Source organism: Citrobacter sp. LST-B2 (assembly GCF_057983045.1).
Window position 1 is genome coordinate 1,253,615 of the sequence record NZ_CP192598.1, and the last position, 24,920, is coordinate 1,278,534.

The 24,920-nt window shown below is 54.2% G+C and carries 25 protein-coding genes; 16 read left to right on the forward strand and 9 right to left on the reverse strand.

From position 1 onward, the window contains the following. Nucleotides 1–3 precede the first annotated feature (3 nt). The 3 genes from ACQ0PY_RS05920 to ACQ0PY_RS05930 all read left to right on the forward strand — a co-directional run bounded on the left by ACQ0PY_RS05920 (nt 4) and on the right by ACQ0PY_RS05930 (nt 6,044). Nucleotides 4–1,872 carry an amidohydrolase gene (locus ACQ0PY_RS05920; protein ID WP_044328604.1) on the forward strand — a complete coding sequence of 623 codons (1,869 nt, stop codon included), beginning with the start codon at nt 4–6 and terminating at the stop codon, nt 1,870–1,872. A gap of 114 nt (nt 1,873–1,986) precedes the next feature. Then, a complete protein-coding gene (locus ACQ0PY_RS05925) occupies nt 1,987–4,653 on the forward strand; it encodes a DUF2339 domain-containing protein (protein WP_109739939.1) in 2,667 nt (888 codons plus the stop codon). Continuing rightward, the gene (locus ACQ0PY_RS05930; protein ID WP_109739940.1) at nt 4,650–6,044 is read left to right on the forward strand and encodes a DUF3999 domain-containing protein; all 1,395 of its coding nucleotides are present in this window, start codon (nt 4,650–4,652) and stop codon (nt 6,042–6,044) included. Before ACQ0PY_RS05925 ends, ACQ0PY_RS05930 begins: the two co-directional genes overlap by 4 nt. Before the next feature lie 100 nt (nt 6,045–6,144). Here the strand turns inward: ACQ0PY_RS05930 and fba are convergent, their stop codons facing one another. The 7 genes from fba to acpH form a co-directional block, all read right to left on the reverse strand. Beyond that, nucleotides 6,145–7,005, reverse strand: coding sequence for a class II fructose-1,6-bisphosphate aldolase (fba, locus tag ACQ0PY_RS05935; protein WP_043001611.1), 861 nt, complete (start codon nt 7,003–7,005; stop codon nt 6,145–6,147). Between the two features lie 29 nt (nt 7,006–7,034). Then, entirely contained in the window at nt 7,035–7,997 is a 963-nt protein-coding gene (locus tag ACQ0PY_RS05940) for a carbohydrate kinase family protein (protein ID WP_043001610.1), read from the reverse strand. A gap of 66 nt (nt 7,998–8,063) precedes the next feature. After that, nucleotides 8,064–9,455, reverse strand: coding sequence for a PTS ascorbate transporter subunit IIC (gene ulaA, locus ACQ0PY_RS05945; protein ID WP_044258993.1), 1,392 nt, complete (start codon nt 9,453–9,455; stop codon nt 8,064–8,066). Nucleotides 9,456–9,475: 20 nt separating this feature from the next. Beyond that, a complete protein-coding gene (locus tag ACQ0PY_RS05950; RefSeq protein ID WP_004099415.1) occupies nt 9,476–9,763 on the reverse strand; it encodes a PTS sugar transporter subunit IIB in 288 nt (95 codons plus the stop codon). Between the two features lie 5 nt (nt 9,764–9,768). Continuing rightward, nucleotides 9,769–10,212 carry a PTS sugar transporter subunit IIA gene (locus tag ACQ0PY_RS05955; RefSeq protein WP_044268241.1) on the reverse strand — a complete coding sequence of 148 codons (444 nt, stop codon included), beginning with the start codon at nt 10,210–10,212 and terminating at the stop codon, nt 9,769–9,771. A 460-nt stretch (nt 10,213–10,672) separates the two neighbouring features. Then, nucleotides 10,673–11,275: a peroxiredoxin gene (locus ACQ0PY_RS05960; protein WP_043001608.1), complete on the reverse strand. Its 603-nt coding sequence runs from the start codon at nt 11,273–11,275 to the stop codon at nt 10,673–10,675. A gap of 204 nt (nt 11,276–11,479) precedes the next feature. Next, nucleotides 11,480–12,061, reverse strand: coding sequence for an ACP phosphodiesterase (gene acpH / locus ACQ0PY_RS05965; RefSeq protein ID WP_043001607.1), 582 nt, complete (start codon nt 12,059–12,061; stop codon nt 11,480–11,482). A 92-nt stretch (nt 12,062–12,153) separates the two neighbouring features. On the opposite strand from acpH, the gene queA reads away from it, so the two are divergent. The 7 genes from queA to ACQ0PY_RS06000 all read left to right on the forward strand — a co-directional run bounded on the left by queA (nt 12,154) and on the right by ACQ0PY_RS06000 (nt 18,845). Continuing rightward, the gene (gene queA, locus ACQ0PY_RS05970; RefSeq protein WP_044258985.1) at nt 12,154–13,224 is read left to right on the forward strand and encodes a tRNA preQ1(34) S-adenosylmethionine ribosyltransferase-isomerase QueA; all 1,071 of its coding nucleotides are present in this window, start codon (nt 12,154–12,156) and stop codon (nt 13,222–13,224) included. A gap of 54 nt (nt 13,225–13,278) precedes the next feature. Further along, nucleotides 13,279–14,406: a tRNA guanosine(34) transglycosylase Tgt gene (tgt, locus tag ACQ0PY_RS05975; RefSeq protein WP_012133574.1), complete on the forward strand. Its 1,128-nt coding sequence runs from the start codon at nt 13,279–13,281 to the stop codon at nt 14,404–14,406. Between the two features lie 22 nt (nt 14,407–14,428). Beyond that, complete coding sequence (gene yajC, locus ACQ0PY_RS05980) at nt 14,429–14,761, forward strand: preprotein translocase subunit YajC (RefSeq protein WP_042324569.1); 333 nt, start codon at nt 14,429–14,431, stop codon at nt 14,759–14,761. A gap of 27 nt (nt 14,762–14,788) precedes the next feature. After that, nucleotides 14,789–16,636 (forward strand): protein translocase subunit SecD, encoded by a 1,848-nt coding sequence (secD, locus tag ACQ0PY_RS05985; protein WP_071888433.1) that lies wholly within the window; start codon nt 14,789–14,791, stop codon nt 16,634–16,636. 10 nt (nt 16,637–16,646) lie between these two features. Next, on the forward strand, nt 16,647–17,618 hold the full coding sequence (secF, locus tag ACQ0PY_RS05990) for a protein translocase subunit SecF (protein ID WP_043001604.1): 972 nt from the start codon (nt 16,647–16,649) through the stop codon (nt 17,616–17,618). A 153-nt stretch (nt 17,619–17,771) separates the two neighbouring features. Further along, the gene (locus ACQ0PY_RS05995; protein WP_044327304.1) at nt 17,772–18,137 is read left to right on the forward strand and encodes a VOC family protein; all 366 of its coding nucleotides are present in this window, start codon (nt 17,772–17,774) and stop codon (nt 18,135–18,137) included. A 15-nt stretch (nt 18,138–18,152) separates the two neighbouring features. Beyond that, nucleotides 18,153–18,845, forward strand: coding sequence for a helix-turn-helix transcriptional regulator (locus ACQ0PY_RS06000; RefSeq protein WP_043001602.1), 693 nt, complete (start codon nt 18,153–18,155; stop codon nt 18,843–18,845). Nucleotides 18,846–18,889: 44 nt separating this feature from the next. On the opposite strand, the gene ACQ0PY_RS06005 is transcribed toward ACQ0PY_RS06000, so the two are convergent. Continuing rightward, a complete protein-coding gene (locus ACQ0PY_RS06005; protein ID WP_109739941.1) occupies nt 18,890–19,774 on the reverse strand; it encodes a nucleoside-specific channel-forming protein Tsx in 885 nt (294 codons plus the stop codon). Nucleotides 19,775–20,072: 298 nt separating this feature from the next. After that, entirely contained in the window at nt 20,073–20,612 is a 540-nt protein-coding gene (locus ACQ0PY_RS06010; RefSeq protein ID WP_043001600.1) for a SadB/YajI family lipoprotein, read from the reverse strand. 152 nt (nt 20,613–20,764) lie between these two features. On the opposite strand from ACQ0PY_RS06010, the gene nrdR reads away from it, so the two are divergent. The 6 genes from nrdR (at nt 20,765) to pgpA (ending at nt 24,874) form a co-directional block, all read left to right on the forward strand. Then, complete coding sequence (gene nrdR, locus ACQ0PY_RS06015; RefSeq protein ID WP_042324561.1) at nt 20,765–21,214, forward strand: transcriptional regulator NrdR; 450 nt, start codon at nt 20,765–20,767, stop codon at nt 21,212–21,214. A gap of 3 nt (nt 21,215–21,217) precedes the next feature. Then, nucleotides 21,218–22,321 (forward strand): bifunctional diaminohydroxyphosphoribosylaminopyrimidine deaminase/5-amino-6-(5-phosphoribosylamino)uracil reductase RibD, encoded by a 1,104-nt coding sequence (gene ribD / locus ACQ0PY_RS06020; protein ID WP_043001599.1) that lies wholly within the window; start codon nt 21,218–21,220, stop codon nt 22,319–22,321. Between the two features lie 95 nt (nt 22,322–22,416). Continuing rightward, nucleotides 22,417–22,887 (forward strand): 6,7-dimethyl-8-ribityllumazine synthase, encoded by a 471-nt coding sequence (ribH, locus tag ACQ0PY_RS06025; protein WP_001021161.1) that lies wholly within the window; start codon nt 22,417–22,419, stop codon nt 22,885–22,887. A gap of 19 nt (nt 22,888–22,906) precedes the next feature. Then, entirely contained in the window at nt 22,907–23,326 is a 420-nt protein-coding gene (gene nusB, locus ACQ0PY_RS06030; RefSeq protein ID WP_042285962.1) for a transcription antitermination factor NusB, read from the forward strand. 77 nt (nt 23,327–23,403) lie between these two features. After that, complete coding sequence (gene thiL, locus ACQ0PY_RS06035) at nt 23,404–24,381, forward strand: thiamine-phosphate kinase (RefSeq protein ID WP_109739943.1); 978 nt, start codon at nt 23,404–23,406, stop codon at nt 24,379–24,381. After that, nucleotides 24,359–24,874, forward strand: a complete 516-nt coding sequence (gene pgpA, locus ACQ0PY_RS06040; RefSeq protein WP_043001597.1) for a phosphatidylglycerophosphatase A — start codon at nt 24,359–24,361, stop codon at nt 24,872–24,874. The genes thiL and pgpA overlap by 23 nt, the downstream gene beginning before the upstream one ends. The last annotated feature ends 46 nt before the right edge of the window (nt 24,875–24,920 follow it).

A 24,920-nucleotide genomic window follows, 5' to 3' on the forward strand; every position in this document is an offset into this window, starting at 1 on the left:
GTTATGTCTCAAACTGCCTCATTGATTCTGACCCACGGAAAAATACATACCCTCGATAGCCATAGCCCGCAGGCGGAAGCCGTGGCGATCAAGGACGGAAAAATTCTCGCCACGGGAACGCACGACCAGGTGATGCGTTTTGCCGCAGACGGTACACAGGTGGTTGATCTGAAAGGTCACACTGTGATTCCGGGGCTTAATGATTCCCACCTGCATCTGATCCGCGGTGGGCTGAATTACAATCTGGAGCTGCGCTGGGAAGGAGTACCCTCGCTGGCCGATGCGCTGCGTATGCTGAAAGAACAGGCCGACCGAACGCCTTCGCCACAGTGGGTTCGCGTGGTGGGCGGCTGGAGTGAATTTCAGTTTGCCGAACGCCGGATGCCGACGCTGGAAGAGCTTAACGACGCCGCGCCGGATACTCCCGTTTTCGTGCTGCATCTGTACGATCGTGCACTGTTAAACCGCGCGGCGCTGAAAGCCGTGGGATACACCAAAGCGACACCCGATCCGGCAGGCGGCGAGATCGTCCGTGATGGTAACGGTAACCCTACCGGGATGCTTATCGCCAAACCTAACGCCATGATCCTTTACTCGACGTTGGCGAAAGGGCCAAAACTGCCGCTGGAGATGCAGGTGAACTCCACCCGCCAGTTTATGCGTGAACTGAACCGTCTCGGACTGACCAGCGCCATCGACGCTGGTGGCGGTTTTCAGAACTACCCGGAAGATTACGAGATCATCGAGCAACTGCATGCCAACAATCAGATGACGGTGCGCATTGCCTATAACCTGTTTACGCAGCGACCGAAGCAGGAACTGGAAGACTTTGAGCGCTGGACCGATATGCTCAAGCCGGGCCAGGGGACCGATTTCTACCGTGCGAACGGAGCCGGGGAGATGCTGGTCTTCTCCGCAGCGGATTTCGAAGACTTCCTGCAACCGCGCCCGGATTTACCGCAAGGCATGGAGGATGAACTGGAGCGCGTGGTGCGCCACCTGGTGGAGCACCGCTGGCCGTTCCGTCTGCATGCCACTTACGATGAATCGATCAGCCGGATGCTGGATGTGTTCGAGAAAGTGAACCGTGATATTCCGTTCAATGGCCTGCACTGGTTCTTCGACCACGCCGAGACCATCAGCGAGCGCAATATCGATCGCGTGAAAGCGCTGGGCGGCGGCATTGCGGTACAGCATCGTATGGCCTTCCAGGGCGAATACTTTATCGACCGCTACGGGAAAGAAGCGGTGAAACAGACGCCGCCAGTGGCGAAAATGCTGGCCGCCGAGGTGCCGGTGGGGCTCGGAACGGATGCCACCCGCGTCGCCAGCTATAACCCATGGACGGCGCTGTACTGGCTGGTTTCCGGACGCACGGTCGGCGGTACGGCGATGTATGACGACAACAACCGTTTACCGCGCGACGTGGCGCTGGAACTGTGGACGGCAGGGAGCGCGTGGTTTTCCAGCGAGCAAGGCAAAAAAGGGCGCATTGTCAAAGATCAACTGGCCGACCTGGTAGTGCTGTCAAAAGACTACTTCAGCGTCACGGAAGAGGAGATCAAAGGTATTGAGTCGGTGATGACGATTGTCGATGGCAAAGTGGTGTATGCCGCCGGACAGTTTACTCCGCTCGCGCCGCCAGCGATCCCGGTCGTCCCGGACTGGTCTCCGGTGGTGAACGTGCCGGGGCACTATCGCGCGGCGCCGCCAGCCGCCGCGAAAGCAGGCGCCGTGGTGCAGATTCACCAGTGCTGCGGGAGCTGCGGCGTACACGGTCACCAGCATGATATTGCCCGCCAGTCGGGGATCCCGGTGTCTGACGATCGGGCCTTCTGGGGCGCGCTCGGCTGTTCGTGCTTCGCATTTTAACGCGCCAGCCGGATGTGTCGTTAACGGCATATCCGGCATTTTCACCTTCAGAGATAGCGCGAATGCAACAATTTGTGTCAATCTTAGTCGATCCCGTACAGTGAAGGTGAATACATGGACGACCTTTTAATCCTCGGCTGCATCATTCTGTTCTTCGCACTGGTCGTGGTGCCTGTTCTGGCGATTGTCGCCATCAGCCGAAGTTCAACGACGCGTGATGAGCTTGCCCGCTTACGCCGTCGGGTGGAGGAGCTTGAACAACGTGGCGTTGTTGCCCCTGCGATGACACCGACGGCAGCGGCACCGGTTCAGCCTGCGGAGACGGTTATGGAGAGCGACCCAGCTCCGTTTCCGGTGGCGGCACCTGAACCTGAACCCAAACCGGCTCACGTCAACCCCTGGCGCTCGCATACGCCGCAGAACACAGCAAGCGCCGAGAAAATCGTCGAAAGAGACGTCCCTGTTGCCGCCGCGCAACCCTCCGCCTTTGGCGGTGTGATGTCATCGCTGGTGCGCTGGTTTATGCAGGGCAATCCGCTGGCTAAGCTGGGGATCCTGCTTCTCTTCCTCGGTCTCTCTTTCCTGTTGCGCTATACGGTCGAGCACTCCCTGTTCCCGCTTGAACTGCGTCTGGTTGCGGCGGCGCTGTTTGCGATTGTCCTGCTGGCGATAGGCTGGCGTCTGCGGCATAAACAGCCGATCTATGCCCTCATTTTGCAGGGTGGCGCGACAGGTGCGCTCTATCTTACCGTCTTTGGCGCGTTTCGCCTCTGGCAAATGCTGCCGATGACGCTGGCCTTTGTGCTGCTGGTGGTTATCTGTGCGGCGAGCGTAGGACTGGCGATTCTGCAAAAAGCGCTCAGTCTGGCGATGCTGGCAAGCCTCGGTGGCTATCTTGCCCCACTGCTGCTTTCGACGGGAAGCGGTAACTATGTCGCGCTGTTCTCTTTCTATTTGCTGCTTTCTGTCGGCATTCTGGCGATCAGCGCCTGGCAACACTGGCGCGAGCTTAATCTGCTCGGGCTGCTTTTTACCTTTGGCGTTGGCGGCCTCTGGGGGCTTGATGACTATCAGCCAGCGTATTACCTGAACTGCCAATTGTTCCTGATAGCCAACATTCTGCTTTTTGGCGTGCTGAGCGTGGCGCTGTCGCTGCGAGCGCAGACGAAGGGCAAGCAGATTATTGATGGCGTTTTGTTGTTTGCGCCGCCGCTGATCGGTTTTGGCATGCAGTACGCCATTATCCGCCACTGGGAATATGGTCCGGCGCTCAGCGCGTTGGGCTACGGCGGTTTTTATCTGGTGCTGGCCTGGCTGGCATTACGTCGCTACCCGTCGTTGGGCCGACCGCTGGTGCTGGCGGCACTGGCGCTGGGCGGCGCGTTTACCACTCTTGCGATACCGCTGGCGCTGTCGGCGCAGTGGACGGCCATGGCCTGGGCGCTGGAAGGGGTGGGGATCCTGTGGCTGGGAGTACAACAGCAGCAGCGACGCATGAGTTACAGCGGTACCGCACTGCTGGTGCTGGCGCTCGGCAGCGCGCTGTGGGCGCAGGCGAACGGCACCACTGCGCTTTCGCTGATGCTGATCTTTGCCGTCCTTAGCGTTTGCTGGCTGGCAGGGGCGTGGCTGTGGCGCAAGATTCATCTGCGCGGCAGCATGGGACTGCTGGCGGGCGGGGTGATATTCTGGATTGTGGCGCTCGCGGGCGCGGCGCAGTGGCAGTTGACCTCCGATTCGCAGGTGATGGCGGGCGTGCTGGCGCTGATGGCCGTGTCGGTCTGGGGCTGGCGATTTGCCGCCGCACGCCTGACGTGGCAGGCGCTGGATGCCTGCAAATGGTTGCTATGGCCGATGATGCTGGTGGCGCTGCTGTTTCAGATTTCTCAGCAGCAGATTTTTGCCGCAGGCTGGCAGAATCTGGCCTGGTGTCTGGCATTGCCGGCGGCGGTGGCGTTGCTCTGGCGTGATGCTGAGGCGTTGCCGCCGCGTCTTTCCAGGCTGGCGCATCTCTCATTCTTCTGGATGATTCTGTTGGCGCTGGCGGCGGAACTGTTCTGGTTTGCCCGCGACCTGCCGTGGGGCATGGCGGCCTGGGGCAGCGGTGTGGCAATGGCGGCAGGCGGTGCGCTGATTTTCCTCGTCGCAATGGCCGTTCGTCGTCAGTTCTGGCCGTTCCGGGTCTGGCCCGCGCTGTATGCCTGTCAGGCGCTGATTCCCGTCGCGGCGGCATTGGTCGGGCTGTTAGTGCTGACCAATTTGCAGGACGGCGTAGTCTACCGTCAGACCTGGCTACCGCTGCTCAATCCGCTGGAAGAAGGGGCGGCTTTTGCATTACTGGGATTGATCGTGTTTTATCGCGCCTGCCTGCGCTTTTTCCCGGTGCAGGTGTCGGTATGTCGTCCGTGGCCAGTGGTTGCCCTGGCCGCACTTGGCTTCTGGTGGCTGAACGGTATGCTGTTGCGCGCGTTGGCCTGGTATGGCGACGTGGCGTGGAACATGGAAGCGCTGTGGCATTCGCGGCTGATTCAGACCTGTTTTGCGCTGTTCTGGATGCTGGTGGCGCTGGTGGTGATGCTGCGCGCGACTCGCTATCGTTCACGCCGGGAATGGCTGTGCGGGGCGGCATTGTTAGGGATTGTGATTGTGAAACTGATGTTGGTGGACAGCGCGCGTGGCGGCGGCCTGGCGCGTGCGGTTGCGTTTATCGGTGTGGCTATACTGGTGCTCATTGTCGGGTATTTTTCACCGTTACCGCCCAAAGCTGGAGAAGAAAAATGAAATGGATGAAAGCGGTATTATGTAGTGTGCTACTGGGCGTGGCAGGCACCGCCATCGGCAGTGATGACGTGAAGGAGTCACCGAGGGATTACGCGACGGGCGTTATGCTGGAAACGCTCGGCACATCGCCGTGGTATCGCGTGTCGCTCCCGCAGGCGGTGTACCTGGGGACCGCCTGGCAAGATTTGCGCGATGTCCGCGTTTTTAATCATGCGGGGGAGACGGTGCCGTTTACGCTGGTGGCGCAGAAAACCCAACCCGTTACACCGCAAACGGTCACGCTGAGACTCTTCCCGCTGGATATGTCGCCCGTCCCGCCCCGTGAGGAGGGGAGACGTAGCGGGGAATCTTTTGTCTTACGCTCGAAGACCGGCATTGAAATTCATCTGGAAAGTGATGACGTTAAAACGGTTGGACAGAGCTATTTACTGATGCTGCCGGAGGAGATGAAAGACGACTTTTTCCTGGAGCAACTGCGTCTGAACTGGGAGACCCCGACGGGCAACTGGCAGGGGAAAGCGTCGGTCTATGCCAGTCGTGATTTACGCTACTGGCGGTCCGTACAGGAAGAGGCGCCGCTGCTGGCGCTGACGCGTGATAACGATCGGCTGAAAATGGATACCATCAGCGCCAGTCTGAGACTTTCTGCCGATGGGAATCGTTATCTGCTGGTGATCCTCGATTCGCAAAGCCCGGCGCTGACGTTAAACAGCGTCACCGCCATTGCCGAAAACAGCGCGCCGGAACCCGCACGAATCGAGATCGGCGCGCAAGAGGAAAAGGTGTCCAATGACGAAGCGATCTGGCGCTGGACACAGCCGCAGCCTCTGACTTCGCTCAGCATCGTTCTGGATGATGAAGGCGTTTTACCGGTAGATCTGGCGTGGCGTAGCGCAGAAAAAGCGCCCTGGCAGCCACTGACTAAAACCGTGCTTTATCGCCTGAACGGCAAGCGTTCGGAGGATATTCGTCTTTCCGGTGGGCTGGTTGACGCCGTTCGGATGACGACCATTAACGCTCGCTTGCCGGAGAGACTGCCTGCGCTGAGCGGCGCGCGCGACAGCTATCAACTGGTGTTTAATACTCAGGGAAAAGGGCCTTACATGCTGGCCTGGGGCAACCGGGCGGCGCAAAAAGCGGATATCGGTCTTGATCTGTTGATTCCAGTGTCGCTGCGTAAAACGCAGGAGATAGACGCTCTGCCACGAGCCACGCCGCAGAATGAGGTCGCCCTCGGCGGCGAGGCGCGACTGACGGCAACATCGGCTGCCGAGCAACAAAGCCAGTGGAAAACGGTGCTGGTGTGGGTGGCGCTGATACTGGGTGTTGGCATTCTGGCGTTAATGGCCTGGCGTATCTGGCGGGAAGTCAAAAAGGATGGGACGCAGTAAGCGATAAAAAGGCTCGCCGTCAGCACGATATCGCCCGCCCCGGCGTTGACCGGCGGCGGGTTTTCCCTGAGATGGCATCACACGATGAGGCCAAACGTTTCTAATAGCGGTTTTGCGAGCCAAACAGTTCGATGCGCCGCGCAATCATCTCGCGTACTGGTTTTAGCCCCTGATTGATCACTTTCCGCGGGTCATTGACGTCGTGACCGGTATCGGCAGCAAATATCGCTTTCACTTCCTGGCACCAGGCGTACATGTTTTCGGTATTGACGTTAATTTTTGCCGTCCCGCAGGCAATGGCTTTACGCATGTCATCGTCTGCAATACCGGTGCCGCCGTGCAATACCAGGGGGACTTTCACCAACTCGGAAATGGTTTTCATCTCCGTAAACCCTAGTTTAGCTTTGCCTTTATACAGTCCATGGGTTGAACCCAGCGCTGCCGCCAGGCAATCGACCTGGGTTTCTTTGACCAGGGTATAGCACTCCTGTGGGTCGGCGTAGATAACCTCGGAATTGACAATACCATCTTCACTGCCAGCGATGGTGCCCAGCTCAGCCTCAACCGAAATGCCTTTGCTGTGGGCCAGTTCAACCAGATGACGGGTAATGGCCAGGTTCTCGTTAAACGGCAGGTGCGAACCATCAAACATAATAGAACTGAATCCGGCGTCGATAGCCGCTTCGCAGGCTTCACGGGTGGTCCCATGATCCAGGTGCAGTGCGACCGGAATATCAATGTTTAAATAATCCATCGCATTCACCACGATGTCATGAATACATTTTAATCCCAGCATATGTTTAACTGTACCGCCGGAAACGCCTAAAATAACCGGAGAGCGTAGCTGTTGTCCGGTGCTTAATACCGCACCGACCCATTCCAGATTATTAATATTGAATTGTCCTACGGCATAACCGTCCCGTAGGGCATGCTGAAGCATGTCCTTCATAGAAACTAACATAATCACCTCTTGATATTCATTAAAAGCAATTACTCGCCAAAATATTGCTTTAAGTTTCTTTCGTAGCTATTTAACGAGTTGTGGACAACGGCAAGGTCCGGCATAGATTCGCGGACGCCTTTTTTCTCTATGGAAATGGCGGCAGTCAGGCTGGCAAATAAAATGATATTATCAATATGCCATGAATAATGAACGCCGTAAGTAAAGGCACCGTGGAATACATCTCCTGCGCCAGTGGTATCAACGGCATTGCACAGCCAGGCAGGCACAATTTGCAGCATACCATTTTTTAATAGCGCGCAGCCTTTTTCCCCGAGGGTAATAAAGGCTTCCCCACGGCAAATTTTATTTAACTCAATTAGCGCTGCTTTAATTTCCGCTTCGGTACTCAGGGCACGATATCCCATATAGTCACGGGCAAAATGCTCGCTGACCACAAAATAATCGGTCCAGGCCGCTAGTTTAATATTACTGTCACGTAATGAACCGCCGTCCATGACCACCCGTGCCGATGGCAATTTCTTAATTAAATATTCACTGATTTCGGCTTCATGACCATCAATTAATAGCGTTACGGGCTCGTCTGACGCAATCAACCGTTCAGCCAAATCATCAAGCTTGAGCTTCTGGTCATAAGTCAGCGAAGGTGGCGTTTGCATTTTACGGGTAATTATCGTCCGCGACCCCGTTAAGCGGTTTACCAGCACCGATGCCAGCGGTGTGATCATTTCATCAGAGAACACGACCTGACTGGTATCGACGCCCGCCTGGGCAAACTCATCAATAATACGCTGACCGTAAAGGTCCTGGTTCAGATGGCCAATGTAATAAACATCTTCGCCCCATAATCCCAGTAACCACGCCGCATTTGCTGCCGGGCCGCCGCCACTTTCAATAAAGTCATGGCAGAAATTTTTGGTATTTTCCTGCGGCCATTCGTTCAAAAAGAAAAACTGATCAAAACATGAAAACCCGATGGACAAGATAGCCATAACAACTCCTGATTATTTTGTCAGCTGCGGGAAGACATCCCTTCCCGCAGGGAAAAATGAAACGGCTTATTCATTTTTCTTATCCGCAGTGAGCTCCTCATAGCTGAGCGTGTCACCGACTACGCGAACCGAACGGAAGCAGAATGGCACCAGCAGCGCGACGATAAGCGCCAGACAAATCAGGTAGATAGTGATCTGACCAAACTGGGTGAAGGCGTTACCGATAATAATTCCCCACACTGCGAAATCAAAGTCAGCGAAGGTGCTGTTTTCAAAGCCCAGGTTCCCCAATGCCGGAAGCAGCATGGCAGGCAGGAAAGCAAGGAATATGCCGCCGATAAAGGAGGCGATGATGCAGCCGCGTTTACCGCCAAGCTTGTCGGCGAATACCCCGGAAGTCCCGCCACAGAAGAAGTGCGGTACCATGCCCGGAATAATCAGCGCCATACCCAGTCCGCCCAACATGAGCATACCGACCAGACCGCCAACAAATGAGCTGATAAAGCCTACGACGACTGCCGTTGGGCTGAAGGTGAAGAAGACCGCGCAGTCAACAGCAGGGATCGAGTCAGGAATCAGCTTCTGGCTAATCCCCTGGAATGCCGGAACCAGATCGCCGAGGATCAGCCGCACGCCGTTGTAGACGATGGCGACGCCAACCGCAAACTGCAGACCGGTAAGAATAGAGAAGATCAACATGTTCTGATCCGTTATCGTACGGAGATATTCAGTGCCAGCGACGGCGCTGCATACAAAGTAGATAATGAACATCACAATCCCGGTTGTGACCGTGGTATCGCGCAGAAAACCCCACTTTTCTGAGATTTCAGTATCGGCGAATGAGTTTGCCGGGTTACCGGTTTTGGTGGCGATCCAGGCTGAGATGTAATAGCCCAGGGAGCCAAAGTGTCCCATCGCGATACCGCCGTCTTCGGTCACCTGTTTGGTATAACGCTGGCCGATTGCCGGAGAAATGGCCGACCATGAGCCGAGCAAGAATCCGCCAATTAAAACCAACATCCAGCCGCGGAATTCCGCGGCCTGGAGAACCGCCGAAAACAGGCATGCCAGAAAGAACGAGTGGTGGCCGGTCAGAAAGATATATTTGTACTTGGTACAGCGAGCAATAATGAGGTTAAAAATAAAACCTAACAGCAAAATACTCATGGTTTCCACACCCAGCACCTTCTGTGCGACGGAAACAATGGCCTCGTTGTTAGGGATTACGCCGCGAATATTAAATCCGGCTTCGATAATTCCACCAAGCGGGTTCAGGTTGGCAACGATAACACCAGCACCTGCGCTTAACATTAAATACCCTAAAATAGGTTTTAAGGTACCGGTGAGCAATTTATTCCCAGGAGAGCGCAGCGCCACTAAACCGACAAAGGCGATAATCCCCATCAGGAATGCGGGTTGGCTAAATATTTCTGATAAGAAACTAAGAATAGCCTGCATGATCGTTCCCTCAATAATGATTAAGAGTGAGTCGCAGCAATTTTGGTAAGTGCTTCGGTAATATCTTCAGCAATTTTCGCTTTATGCACGTAGCTGCGAATAATGGCGACGTTACAATGCGCAGGAAACTGGTTTGCCAGCTCTTTAATCGTGACATAAAGATCGGCTTTTTCTCCTACAGCGTTAGCGAAATCAACGGAAGCAACGTCGGCTTTGATGCCTAATTCATCACATATTTTTTTGACATTATTCGCAGCCATTAATGAACTGCCAATACCGTTACCACAAACCGTTCTGATAACTAACATAATGACTACTCCATTTGTTTTTGGATGAAATGTAATACTGAATGAATGTCATTTTCCTGCTGAAGAAAGGTCACGATATCGGACTCAATCAATGAGGCGATCAGCTGGATCATTTTTATATGACTATCGGCATCCGCGCCTGCAATGGCGATGATGACGTTAACCGGATCAAATTCCTCATGGCCAAAGGCAATTGGTTGTTGACTGGTGACTAAAGAAAATCCGGTCAGCAATGCGCCTTTTTCTGGCCGGGCATGGGGCATCGCCAGGCCATAGTCGATAACAATAGCGGAGCCGAAATCCCGGTAGACCTTAACCATTTCACTGACATATTCCGGGCGACAAATATTTTGTCGGACCAGTAACGAGCCAGCCAGTTCGATAGCCTGCTCGGGGCTGGAAATATTCTGCTTAAGCGTAATCAGTCCAGGGTTAAAAATAATGTCCATCATCCGATCCTTAATGCGTTCATATTCCTGAACATGATCATGGCCAAATATAGCAACAAAAATTATGGGACAGATCACATATGGATTTTTAAATGTTGAAGCCGATCACATCAGGGGAATGTTGGCGTTATTTTGTCGACAAACGTTTTATTTTTTATTTTGTTTTATATCAATGCGTTAGAGTTTACCTTTTTGGCGTGGAAGAAATGGAAAGGAAAGATAAGCAGTCAAATGTCTGAATTTAAAATGAAGAAATGCGATTTTTATCACAAATAATGGGGCGTTTTTTTCACAAAGTTTGAACGAGTTGGCAAAAATCAGGCTCGAGGGCGATCCTACTCATTGATGACATCAATATTTGTATGGCGATGCGTTAAAAAGATGTTGCGTGATGGTAGGGTCAGGCGGTCAGAAACAAAAAAGGCTCGCCGTGGCGAGCCTTTTCGTTAATTCATGCCGATTACAGGCTGGAGACGTTTTCGGTCAGGTATTTTGCAACACCGTCCGGAGAGGCGTTCATACCTTCTTTGCCTTTTTCCCACTGTGCCGGGCAAACTTCACCGTGCTCTTCGTGGAACTGCAGCGCGTCAACCATACGCAGCATTTCGTCGATGTTACGACCCAGCGGCAGGTCGTTAACCACCTGGTGGCGAACCACGCCATTTGCGTCGATCAGGAAAGAACCACGCAGCGCAACGCCCGCTTCCGGATGTTCGATGCCATAGGCTTTCTGGATTTCACGCTTAACGTCAGCAACCATTGCGTATTTCACTGCACCGATGCCGCCTTTGTCGACAGGGGTGTTACGCCATGCGTTGTGGACGAATTCAGAGTCAAAAGAAACGCCAACCACTTCAACGCCGCGCTTCTGGAATTCTTCATAACGTTTGTCGAACGCGATCAGTTCAGACGGGCAAACGAAGGTGAAATCCATTGGCCAGAAGAACAGAACGGTCGTTTTGCCGTTGGTGTGCTGTTTGAAATTGAAGTTCTCAACAATCTCACCGCTACCGAGTACCGCAGCTGCTGTGAAATCCGGAGCCTGACGAGTCACCAGTACCATATTATTCTCCTGCAAAGTTAAGGGTTTTTGGAACGCAACGCGGGCCAGTATAGAAGGTGAAGGCGAATAAGACAAAGAGGCACTGGCAATCGTTCAGTGAGCTTTTACCTATCAATATTCTCAGGGGGTCCGGTAAGCGAAAGCGCCACCGGGCAAATCGCCTGGAGGCGGCTTTGCTTTATCCGGTCGACTGAACTACGGGTATCAGAGCGTTTTCTGCCTGGCTTGTTCCATCATGCGCGGATAAAACCGCCAGAAGCGCGCTTCCAGGGCATCATAATGGTTGTCCAGGTCATACCAGGAATCGCGAAGCGCATCCAGACGCGGTCGGCGACTCGCCATTCCGTTCAACACATTCTGAATAAAATCCATATCGCGATAACGCTCCAGCCACTTTTCCGACCACAGATAGTTGTTCAGATTGACAAAACGCGGCGGCGAATCGGGCAGAATAACCGACACCTGCTGATGGGCATAGCGCACGAACGCCGGTAGCGGCATGTCCGGGGACAGCTGTGACCAGTGGCGCGACAGGAAATGATCCCACATCACGTCGAGCGTGATCGGCGCAACACGGCGCGTTTCTGGGCGAAACCACGTTTTGGCCTCCGTTACCTCGGGCAGGTTATCGGTTAGCACATCGATGCGGCGATGCATAAAAATACCGTCGACAACCTCCGGGCAATAGTCCTCTGCGGGGTTGCCGCGCACAAAATCGGCCAGCAAATTGCCGGAAAGAGAGCTGTCAGCGAGATGAGCGAGATGCAGATGAGCGAGAAAATTCATGCGTTTTATTTTTCCAGAAGCGGCTAGTTGTTGCAGCAAGAGGGTGTGAGCACTAGACTATGCCGCCTGTTTTTAAGTCACGAGTATACGTCATGCGCGTCGCCGATTTCTCCTTTGAACTACCTGAATCCCTGATTGCTCACTATCCCATGCCTGAGCGCAGCAGCTGTCGCTTACTGTCACTGGATGGGCCAACGGGCGAGCTGACGCACGGCACGTTCACCGATTTGCTCGACAAGCTCAACCCAGGCGATCTGCTGGTGTTTAATAATACCCGCGTGATCCCGGCGCGTCTGTTTGGCCGTAAAGCCAGCGGCGGTAAGATTGAAGTGCTGGTCGAACGTATGCTCGATGATAAACGTATTCTGGCACATATTCGCGCTTCTAAGGCGCCGAAACCGGGTGCGGAGCTGCTGCTGGGCGATGATGAGAGCATCAAAGCGACCATGACCGCGCGCCACGACGCGCTGTTCGAGGTGGAGTTTGATGACGCGCGCACGGTGCTCGATATCCTGAACGCCATCGGCCATATGCCGCTGCCGCCGTACATTGAGCGCCCGGATGAAGAAGCCGATCGCGAGCTTTACCAGACGGTATACAGCGAAAAGCCCGGTGCCGTTGCCGCGCCGACCGCGGGGCTGCACTTTGACGAACCGCTGCTGGAAAAACTGCGCGAGAAAGGTGTCGAGATGGCGTTTGTAACGCTGCACGTCGGCGCGGGGACATTCCAGCCGGTGCGTGTGGACACCATTGAAGATCACATCATGCACTCCGAATATGCGGAAGTGCCGCAAGAGGTGGTGGACGCGGTGCTGGCGGCGAAAACGCGCGGCAACCGGGTGATTGCGGTTGGCACGACCTCAGTGCGTTCTCTGGAGAGCGCGGCGCAGGCGGCGAAGAACGCGCTCATTGAACCGTTCTTTGGCGACACACAAATTTTCATCTATCCAGGTTATCAATACAAAGTGATTGATGCGCTGGTGACTAACTTCCATCTGCCTGAATCGACATTGATTATGCTGGTCTCGGCATTTGCCGGTTATCAGCACACGATGAATGCATACAAGGCTGCGGTAGAACAACATTATCGCTTTTTTAGCTACGGGGACGCGATGTTTATCACGTACAATCCGCAGGCTATTTCTGAGCGCGTCGGGGAGTAAATCCGCGGCGCAGGTTGACACGTTGGACTGTTTTTCTGACGTACTGGAGAAAAAATGAAATTCGAACTGGATACCACCGACGGACGCGCCCGCCGTGGCCGCCTGGTGTTTGATCGTGGCGTTGTGGAAACGCCTGCTTTTATGCCGGTGGGGACCTACGGCACTGTTAAAGGCATGACGCCGGAAGAAGTTGAAGCCACTGGCGCGCAGATTATCCTTGGTAATACCTTCCATCTCTGGCTGCGTCCAGGCCAGGAGATCATGAAGCTGCATGGCGACCTGCATGATTTCATGCAGTGGAAAGGCCCGATTCTGACGGACTCCGGCGGTTTCCAGGTTTTCAGCCTGGGTGATATCCGTAAGATCACCGAACAGGGCGTACACTTCCGCAATCCGATCAACGGCGATCCGATTTTCCTTGATCCAGAAAAGTCGATGGAGATTCAGTACGATCTCGGTTCCGATATTGTCATGATTTTTGACGAATGCACGCCGTACCCGGCGGACTGGGACTATGCTAAACGATCGATGGAGATGTCACTGCGTTGGGCGAAGCGTAGCCGCGACCGTTTTGATGGTCTGGGCAACAAAAATGCGCTTTTTGGCATCATTCAGGGCAGTGTTTACGAAGATTTACGTGATATCTCTGTGAAAGGTCTGGTAGAGATTGGCTTTGATGGCTACGCTGTCGGCGGTCTGGCTGTGGGTGAGCCGAAGGAAGATATGCATCGCATCCTTGAGCATGTTTGCCCGCAAATTCCGGCAGATAAACCGCGGTACCTGATGGGCGTCGGTAAACCTGAAGATCTGGTTGAAGGCGTGCGTCGCGGTATCGATATGTTTGACTGCGTGATGCCAACCCGCAATGCGCGTAATGGTCACCTGTTCGTGACCGATGGCGTGGTGAAAATTCGCAATGCGAAGCATAAGAGCGATACCAGCCCACTCGATGCTGAGTGTGATTGCTACACCTGTCGCAATTATTCACGTGCCTACTTGCATCATCTTGATCGTTGCAACGAAATATTGGGCGCGCGACTCAATACGATTCATAACCTGCGTTACTACCAGCGTTTGATGGCGGGTTTACGCAAGGCTATTGAAGAGGGTAAATTAGAGAGCTTCGTGACCGATTTTTACCAACGTCAGGGTCGACCGGTTCCACCTTTGAACGTTGATTAATTTTAATAATGAGGGAATTTGAATGAGCTTTTTTATTTCTGATGCGGTAGCGGCAACAGGTGCTCCGGCGCAGGGCAGCCCGATGTCTCTGATTCTGATGCTGGTGGTGTTTGGTCTGATTTTCTATTTCATGATCCTGCGTCCACAGCAGAAGCGCACTAAAGAGCATAAAAACCTGATGGCCTCCATCGCGAAAGGTGATGAAGTCCTGACTAACGGTGGCCTGGTAGGCCGAGTGACCAAAGTTGCAGAATCTGGTTACATCGCTATCGCACTGAACGATACCACTGAAGTGGTTATCAAACGTGATTTCGTAGCTGCCGTTCTGCCGAAAGGCACCATGAAGGCGCTGTAATAGTAACTTTTCCCTAAGGGAACTGCCGTGTTAAACCGTTATCCTTTGTGGAAGTACATCATGCTGATCGTCGTCATTGTCGTCGGCCTGCTGTATGCGCTTCCCAACCTGTATGGTGAGGATCCGGCCGTTCAAATCACTGGCGCGCGCGGTGTCGCCGCCAGTGAGCAAACGCTGATCCAGGTCCAGAATACGTTACAAAAAGAAAAAATTACCGCTAAGTCTGTGGCACTGGAAGAGGGCGCGATTCTTGCGCGCTTCGACACCACCGACACCCAACTGCGTGCACGTGAAGCGCTGGTGGACGTGCTGGGTGATAAATACGTCGTGGCGCTTAACCTTGCTCCGGCAACTCCGCGCTGGTTGGCGGCCATCAAAGCAGAACCGATGAAACTCGGTCTTGACCTGCGCGGCGGCGTTCACTTCCTGATGGAAGTGGATATGGATACCGCGCTGGGTAAACTGCAGGAACAAAATATCGATAGCCTGCGCAGCGATCTGCGTACAGAAGGCATCCCGTATACTACCGTTCGTAAAGAAGACAATTACGGCCTGAGCATCAACTTCCGTGATGCTGACGCACGTGATAAAGCGATTGCTTATCTCAGCAAGCGTCACCCGGATTTGGTTATCTCAAGTCAGGGCAGCAATGCGCTGCGCGCGGTGATGACCGATGCACGTCTGAGCGAAGCGCGTGAATACGCGGTACAACAGAACATCAATATCCTGCGTAACCGTGTGAACCAGTTGGGCGTCGCCGAACCGGTGGTACAGCGCCAGGGCGCGGATCGTATCGTGGTCGAGCTGCCGGGTATTCAGGACACGGCGCGTGCGAAAGAGATTCTTGGCGCGACAGCGACGCTGGAATTCCGTCTGGTCAACACCAACGTTGATCAGTCTGCGGCGGCATCCGGGCGTGTTCCAGGTGATTCCGAAGTGAAACAGACGCGTGAAGGTCAGCCGGTTGTGCTGTACAAACGCGTTATCCTGACCGGTGACCATATCACTGACTCCACTTCAAGCCAGGACGAATACAACCAACCGCAGGTAAACATCTCGCTGGATAGCGCAGGTGGCAACATCATGTCTAACTTCACCAAGGACAATATCGGTAAACCGATGGCGACCCTGTTTGTGGAGTACAAAGACAGCGGTAAAAAAGACGCTAACGGTCGCGCGGTGCTGGTGAAACAGGAAGAGGTGATTAACATCGCCAACATCCAGTCTCGTCTGGGTAACAGCTTCCGTATTACCGGGATCAACAACCCGAACGAAGCGCGTCAGCTTTCTCTGCTGCTACGTGCCGGTGCGCTGATTGCGCCGATTCAGATTGTTGAAGAGCGGACCATCGGTCCAACGCTGGGGATGCAGAACATCAAGCAGGGCCTGGAAGCGTGTCTGGCCGGTCTGGCGGTGTCCATCCTGTTCATGATTCTGTTCTACAAGAAGTTTGGTCTGATTGCGACCAGCGCGTTGATTGCTAACCTGGTACTGATTGTTGGCATTATGTCGCTGCTGCCGGGGGCAACGCTGAGTATGCCGGGGATTGCGGGGATCGTCTTAACCCTTGCCGTCGCCGTCGATGCGAACGTCCTGATCAACGAACGTATCAAAGAAGAGTTGAGTAACGGACGTTCGGTGCAGCAGGCGATCAACGAAGGGTATGCGGGCGCCTTCAGTTCCATCTTTGATGCGAACATTACGACGCTGATTAAGGTCATTATCCTGTACGCTGTCGGCACCGGGGCAATTAAAGGGTTCGCGATTACTACCGGTATCGGTGTGGCGACGTCGATGTTTACCGCGATCGTCGGTACGCGTGCCATCGTAAACCTGTTGTATGGCGGCAAGCGCGTCAAAAAGCTGTCAATCTGAGGAGTGCGAAGTGGCACAGGAATATACTGTTGAACAATTGAACCACGGCCGTAAAGTCTGGGACTTTATGCGCTGGGACTACTGGGCTTTCGGCATCTCAGGCCTGTTGCTGGTATTGGCCATCATCGTGATGGGCGTGCGCGGCTTTAACTGGGGTCTCGATTTCACCGGTGGTACGGTGATTGAAATCACGCTGGAAAAACCGGCTGAGATGGACGTGATGCGCGACGCGCTGGAAAAAGCGGGCTTTGTTGATCCGCTTTTACAGAACTTCGGCAGCAGTCACGACATCATGGTCCGTATGCCGCCGACCGAAGGGGCCAACGGCGGCCAGGTGCTGGGCAGCAAAGTGTTGAGTGTGATTAATGAATCCACCAACCAGAACGCAGCGGTGAAGCGTATTGAATTCGTCGGACCGAGCGTAGGTGCCGATCTGGCGCAAACCGGTGCGATGGCGCTGCTGGCAGCGCTGATCTCCATCCTGGTTTACGTTGGTATCCGTTTCGAATGGCGACTGGCGGCGGGCGTGGTTATCGCGCTGGCGCACGACGTCATCATTACGCTGGGGATCCTGTCGTTATTCCATATCGAGATCGACCTGACTATCGTGGCATCGCTGATGTCCGTTATCGGTTACTCGCTTAACGACAGTATCGTGGTCTCTGACCGTATTCGTGAAAACTTCCGCAAAATTCGTCGCGGGACGCCTTACGAAATCTTTAACGTGTCACTGACCCAGACGCTGCACCGTACGTTGATTACCTCCGGTACGACGTTAATGGTTATCCTGATGCTGTTCCTGTTTGGTGGTCCGGTGCTGGAAGGCTTCTCGCTGACTATGCTTATCGGGGTGTCCATCGGTACGGCATCGTCCATTTACGTGGCATCGGCGCTGGCGCTGAAACTTGGTATGAAGCGCGAGCATATGCTGCAACAGAAAGTCGAGAAAGAAGGGGCGGATCAGCCGTCAATTCTGCCGTAACCCGATTTTCAGTTCATGCTCAGAAATCCCGGTCATTCGATCGGGATTTTTCTTTTCTTCCTTTCTCTTGTCCTGCAATCACTCCTGACACTATGCTGTCAGGAGCCCTGTTTTATCCTCTTCCTGAACTTACCCACACAGGCAGGAGGAACGATGAAAAGCATTATTAACTGGTTTGAAATTCCCGTAACGGATATGGAACGCGCGATTGCGTTTTATGAGCCGGTCATGGGGCTGTCGCTGCGTCGTGAAAAAATGGATTTTGCCGATCTGGCGGTTTTCCCGTATGACGATCCGGCCACCGGTGGTGCGTTGGCGAAGTTTGATGGCATCGCGCCTTCATTACAGGGCGCCATTATTTATCTGCATACGGACGATCTCGTCGCCACGCTGGATCGCGTCGCCAGTGCCGGTGGCAACTGCGTTTTTGGTCCGCTCGATCTCGGTAAAGAGATTGGTACCATCGCGCTGTTTACTGACAGCGAAGGCAATCGTGTGGGGTTACATCAACCGGCTTAATCACAGAGAGCAACTATGACCCGTCGCGCTGACCGTTTATTTCAGATAGTCCAGATCCTGCGTGGCAGGCGGCTGACAACGGCAGCGCTGCTGGCGGAACGGCTTGAGGTGTCAGAGCGGACGATCTATCGTGATATCCGTGACCTTTCGCTCTCCGGCGTGCCGGTCGAAGGGGAGGCGGGAAGCGGCTATCGGCTGATGGCGGGGTTTGATCTCCCGCCGCTGATGCTAACGCACCGGGAATCGGAAGCGCTGATTGCCGCCATTCGTCTGCTGCACACCTGGGGCGGTGATCTGCTCTCCAGAGAACTGGAGTCGGCGCAGGAAAAGGTGCTGGCGATATTACCGGAAGAAAGCCGACGTAAAGCCGAGCAGGCACGTATTTTCGCGCCGGATTTTGGCAGGCAACAGCATTCACGTAGCGCGTTCGATATGATCCACCGGGCGGTGAGCACGCAACAGGTGCTGGCGTTACATTATCGTGATGAGGCGGGGCAGCTCACCTGGCGGGACGTGCAGCCGTTAGGGATTTTTTTCCAGGGAGAGTTCTGGCTGCTGGTAGCCTGGTGCGAACGGCGCGAGGACTATCGCTGTTTTCGTGTCGATCGCTGTTTAAGCATCACGCCGCTCGACAGGCGATTTAGCGAGTGCGCCGATCGATCGCTGAGTGATTTTTTACGTAAGATCCGCGACGAAACGCACGCATAAAAAAAGCCAGCGCTCTGGCTGGCTTTTGCAGGAAAGTAACGTTATCAGAAGTTGTAGCCGACAACCAGATAGCCACCCCAGCCGGTAGATTTCACGTTGAAGTTACCTTTACCGAAGTTCAGCTCTGCGTCGTCGTTCCACTGACCCCCGTTGTGCCAGTAACGCGCTACGACCGAATAGTGCCAGTGGTCGTAGTTCAGCGCCAGAATATGGCTGGAGGCGATGGAGTCGTTGGTACGCGCTTTGTTGCCGTTCAGATCGGAGAAGTCGTTGTTGCCCAGATCGGAACCCCAGTCAAAGTTGGTGAAACCGATATAGCTCAGGTTACCGCCCCACAGTTCGGTAATCGGAACAAAGTATTTCACTTTGAAACGGTAGCCGTCCCACTCGTTTTCGTTAGCGGCGCCATAGTTCTGCCACTGATATTTCGCATATACGTTCAGAGACAAACTCATCGGCAGGCCAGTATCAATATCGGTGCCCAGACCCATGTACCAGGTGCTCTGACGGCCATCTTTGTTACGACCCATGTCGTAGATGTAGTTATTGGCGAAGTACCACTCTTTAAACGGACCGAAGCTCAGGTCAGTGCCGGTCAGTTTGTCGATGGAGAAACGCGGTTCGATTTCCATAAACAGCGGAGAACCGTGGTTCCAGATCCCTTTCGCGTCGGTGTTACCACCGAAGAAAACCGGCGCATCCATGTAGCCATAGAAGTCAAACCAGTCTTTCTTCGCGAAAGCTTCATATTCCAGGTAGGTATCGTTACGGAGCTGCGGTCCGAAACGAGTGTGATAGCTACCGACGACGTTGACGCTCTGGTGCCACCAGTCTGAAAGATACTGCGGTTTGTCATTTTCCGCAGCGTTAACGGTGAATGTCGAGGAGAGCGCGAGCACGGCACCGGCTGCAAGTAATGTTTTTTTCATATTGTATGCCACTGTTTGAAATCCCTGACGGGAGTGAAAAAGGCGCAAATAGCGTTTCTGAATAATTCATGTTTCTGGGAGCCTATTATAGAAATCATTGCTCACAAAAATATGTCTTGTTTCACAGTTCTATCATTTACGTAATCGATTGCGTTCACGTTTGCGTATTTTAGCGCGGCGATTGTACTGACTTTCATGCTGATTGCCAACGTTGACAAAAACTGACGTGGATGTCAGCGGAGTCACAAAAAGAGACGGAGGGATGTTGCGGAACGCACAAAACGTTCCGCAAGGAGGTTTATTGCGTAACAGGCTGGATGTCGTGGATACGCACAAATCCTAACTGGTCGGGGGTGAGGTTATTCAGTTGCAGCGGGATGTCCACATCGCTCGGTGCCAGCACGCTGGCCGGGGCATTGATCAACTGATTCTGCACATTCACTTCCTGATAATTGTCAGTAGTTCCCTGAATTTGCCCATATTCAACGGTGCCGCTAAAGGCCGGCAGCGGATCGTTGGATTCCCCCTGAATGCGCAGCGTCACCCGGGTGCCAGCGGCATTCGGCGCAATGTTGATAAGCGACATGCGCAGTGTGCCTATCTGACTGTTCAGCCGTGCGGGCGTATTGGAGCCCGGTAGCAGGTAAACACCACGGGTGGATTTAACGTTCAGACTGTTTTGCTGAGTAATCTTCACGGTTTCCTGATTAAGCTGATTCATCTCTTTATTCAGCGTTGAAACGCTTTGATGCATCTGGCGCACTTCGCTTTGTTGCGCGCAGGCGCTCAGACTAAAGAGACTTCCCACCAGGAGAATTCTTAGGTAACGTCTTGTCATCTCTCTTATTTCCTGAATAGTCGCGATACCATAATGGTAGTTCGTAATATGATCAAAGACATCGATCCATTGTCTCAAAAGCGTTGCGCCTTTGTTGTCACGTCAGTTCAGGTTAAAATAGATTTCTGTTAACCACCTGGTCAGGACGCCGTATGCATTGCCCATTCTGTTTCGCCGTAGACACTAAGGTAATTGACTCTCGTCTTGTGGGCGAGGGCTCTTCTGTACGCCGCCGTCGGCAGTGTCTGGTTTGTAATGAACGTTTCACTACCTTTGAAGTGGCAGAACTGGTAATGCCACGCGTTGTGAAAAGCAACGACGTGCGCGAACCGTTTAATGAAGAAAAGCTGCGCAGTGGAATGCAACGCGCGCTGGAAAAGCGTCCGGTGAGTTCCGACGACGTCGAAATGGCGTTGAATCATATTAAGTCGCAACTGCGCGCCACCGGCGAACGTGAAGTCCCCAGTAAGATGATTGGCAATCTGGTGATGGAACAATTGAAAAAACTCGATAAAGTCGCCTATATCCGCTTTGCCTCGGTTTACCGCAGCTTCGAAGATATTAAAGAATTTGGCGAAGAGATCGCTCGCCTACAGGATTAAGCCATGCAGGATGAGTTATACATGGCGCGAGCGCTGAAGTTGGCGCAGCGCGGGCGGTTTACCACCCATCCCAACCCTAACGTCGGCTGCGTGATCGTCAATAACGGCGAGATTGTCGGTGAAGGTTATCACCATCGTGCGGGCGAACCGCATGCGGAAGTGCATGCCTTGCGCATGGCGGGCGAAAAGGCCAAAGGGGCCACTGCGTACGTCACGCTTGAGCCCTGTAGTCATCATGGCCGCACGCCGCCGTGCTGCGACGCGCTGATCGCCGCGGGCGTTTCTCGCGTGGTGGCGGCGATGCAGGACCCGAATCCACAAGTGGCGGGACGCGGATTATACCGTTTGCAGCAGGCGGGCATTGACGTCAGCCACGGGCTGATGATGAGTGAAGTCGAAGCGTTAAATAAAGGTTTTCTCAAACGGATGCGCACCGGGTTTCCGTATGTGCAACTGAAACTCGGCGCTTCGCTGGACGGCCGTACAGCGATGGCCAGCGGCGAAAGTCAGTGGATTACCTCTCCCGAGGCGCGACGTGATGTTCAGCGTCTACGCGCGCAAAGCCATGCCATTTTAACCAGCAGCGCGACGGTGCTGGCGGACGATCCGCAGCTCACCGTGCGCTGGTCAGAACTCGGCGAGGCGACACAAGCTCTTTATCCGCAGGATGCCGTGCGTCAGCCGGTGCGAATTGTGATAGACAGTCAGAACCGCGTAGCGCCGGAGCACCGCCTGGTACAGCAGCCAGGAGAAACCTGGATTGCGCGCACCAAAGAAGACGCACGCGTCTGGCCCGACTCGGTTCGCACGATTTTGGTGCCGGAGCATAACGGGCATCTGGATCTGGTGGTGCTGATGATGTTGCTCGGCAAACAGCAAATTAACAGTCTGTGGGTGGAGGCCGGGCCGACGCTCGCCGGTGCGCTCTTGCAGGCCGGAGTGGTTGACGAGCTTATCGTCTATCTTGCGCCTAAACTGTTAGGCAGTGACGCCAGGGGATTATGTGTGTTGCCAGGGCTTGAGAAACTGGCTGACGCCCCCCATTTCAAATTCAATGAGATACGCCAGGTGGGCCCGGACGTTTGCCTGCATTTAACCCCTGCGTGAGGCTTTCGAATTATCGAATTATTGGAAGCAGCGCACAGAATATTATGATAAAATCCGCCCCCCTTACGGGGCCATATCGAACCCGAAGGAAGAATATGAACATTATTGAAGCTAACGTTGCTACTCCGGACGCTCGCGTCGCCATCACCATTGCGCGTTTCAACAACTTTATCAATGACAGCCTGCTGGAAGGTGCGATTGACGCCCTGAAACGTATTGGTCAGGTCAAAGATGAAAACATTACCGTCGTTTGGGTTCCAGGTGCCTACGAACTGCCGCTGGCAGCAGGCGCGCTGGCGAAAACCGGTAAATATGACGCGGTGATTGCACTGGGTACGGTTATTCGTGGCGGCACAGCTCACTTCGAATATGTCGCTGGCGGTGCAAGCAACGGCCTGGCGCATGTCGCTCAGGACAGCGAAATTCCGGTCGCCTTTGGCGTCCTGACCACCGAAAGCATTGAACAAGCTATCGAACGTGCTGGTACCAAAGCTGGCAACAAGGGCGCGGAAGCTGCACTGACCGCGCTTGAAATGATTAATGTATTGAAAGCCATCAAGGCCTGATTTTTGTAAGGGGAAATCCGTGAAACCTGCTGCTCGTCGCCGCGCTCGTGAGTGTGCCGTTCAGGCGCTCTACTCCTGGCAGTTGTCCCAGAACGACATCGCTGATGTTGAATACCAGTTCCTGGCAGAACAGGACGTGAAAGATGTTGACGTCATGTACTTCCGTGAACTGCTGTCCGGGGTGGCGACTAACAGCGCGTACCTGGATGGCCTGATGAAGCCTTACCTGTCTCGTCTGCTGGAAGAGCTGGGTCAGGTGGAAAAAGCCGTACTGCGTATTGCGCTGTTCGAGCTGTCTAAACGCAGTGATGTGCCATATAAAGTGGCCATCAACGAAGCGATTGAACTGGCAAAAACGTTCGGCGCGGAAGACAGCCACAAGTTCGTCAATGGCGTTCTGGATAAAGCAGCGCCTGCGATTCGCCCCAACAAAAAGTAATCTCCAGGCCGTCAGTGAAGTGGAAGCGATTCCTCTCCCCTGGCGGCTTTTTCTTTTTTTCTGCTGAGGCATAACGTATGGCATGCGGCGAATTTTCCCTGATTGCCCGTTATTTTGACCGTGTCAGAAGCTCTCGTCTTGACGTCGAAACCGGTATTGGCGACGACTGTGCACTTCTGAACATCCCTGATAAACAGACGCTGGCAATCAGCACCGATACGCTGGTGGCGGGCAACCACTTCCTGACCGACATTGATCCTGCCGATCTGGCGTACAAAGCGCTGGCGGTGAATTTAAGCGATCTGGCGGCAATGGGGGCCGATCCGGCGTGGCTGACGCTGGCGATCACCCTGCCTGAGGTGGACGAACGCTGGCTGGAAACCTTCAGCGACAGTCTGTTTGATCTCCTGAATTACTACGATATGCAACTGATTGGCGGCGACACCACGCGGGGGCCGCTGTCGATGACATTGGGTATCCACGGCTTTGTTCCTGCCGGGCGCGCACTGAAACGCTCTGGGGCGAAACCGGGTGACTGGATTTACGTGACCGGCACGCCGGGTGATAGCGCCGCAGGTCTGGCGATTTTGCAGAACCGTTTGCAGGTTGCCGATGAGGGTGACCGCGAATATTTGCTCAAACGTCACCTGCGTCCGACGCCGCGTATTTTGCAGGGCCAGGCGCTGCGCGATCTGGCCAGTTCAGCGATTGATCTCTCTGACGGACTGATTTCCGATCTTGGGCATATTGTTAAAGCCAGCGCCTGTGGCGCGCGCGTCGATCTCGATGCGCTGCCGTGGTCAGGCGCGATGACGCGTCACGTCGAGCCCGAACAGGCGCTGCGCTGGGCGTTGTCCGGTGGTGAAGACTATGAGTTATGCTTTACGGTACCGGAACTGAACCGCGGCGCGCTGGAGGTGGCTATGGGACAGCTTGGCGTTGCCTTTACCTGCATTGGGCAGATGAGCGCGGATGTGGAAGGGATTCATTTCATGCGTGACGGAATGTCTGTCACTTTTGACTGGAAAGGATATGACCATTTTGCCACGCCATAAAGATGTCGCCAAAAGCCGCCTGAATCTGCTTAACCCGTGGCATTTACTGGCGACCGGGTTTGGTAGCGGCCTCAGTCCGATTGTTCCAGGTACGATGGGATCGCTGGCGGCGATTCCCTTCTGGTATCTGATGACCTTTCTGCCGTGGCAGCTCTATTCGCTGGTGGTGATGCTGGGCATCTGTATCGGCGTCTATCTTTGCCATCAGACGGCAAAAGACATGGGCGTGCACGATCACGGCAGTATCGTCTGGGATGAATTCATCGGAATGTGGATCACGCTGATGGCGCTGCCGACCCTCGACTGGCGGTGGGTCGCCGCCGGGTTTGTGATTTTCCGTATTCTGGATATGTGGAAGCCGTGGCCGATCCGTTGGTTCGATCGCAATGTACATGGCGGGATGGGGATCATGGTGGACGATATTGTCGCCGGAGTGATTTCCGCGGGGATCCTCTATTTCATCGGACATCACTGGCCGATCGGGATTATTTGACGGGTGATGCCGGTGCCGGATGACGGCGTTAACGCCTTATCCGGCC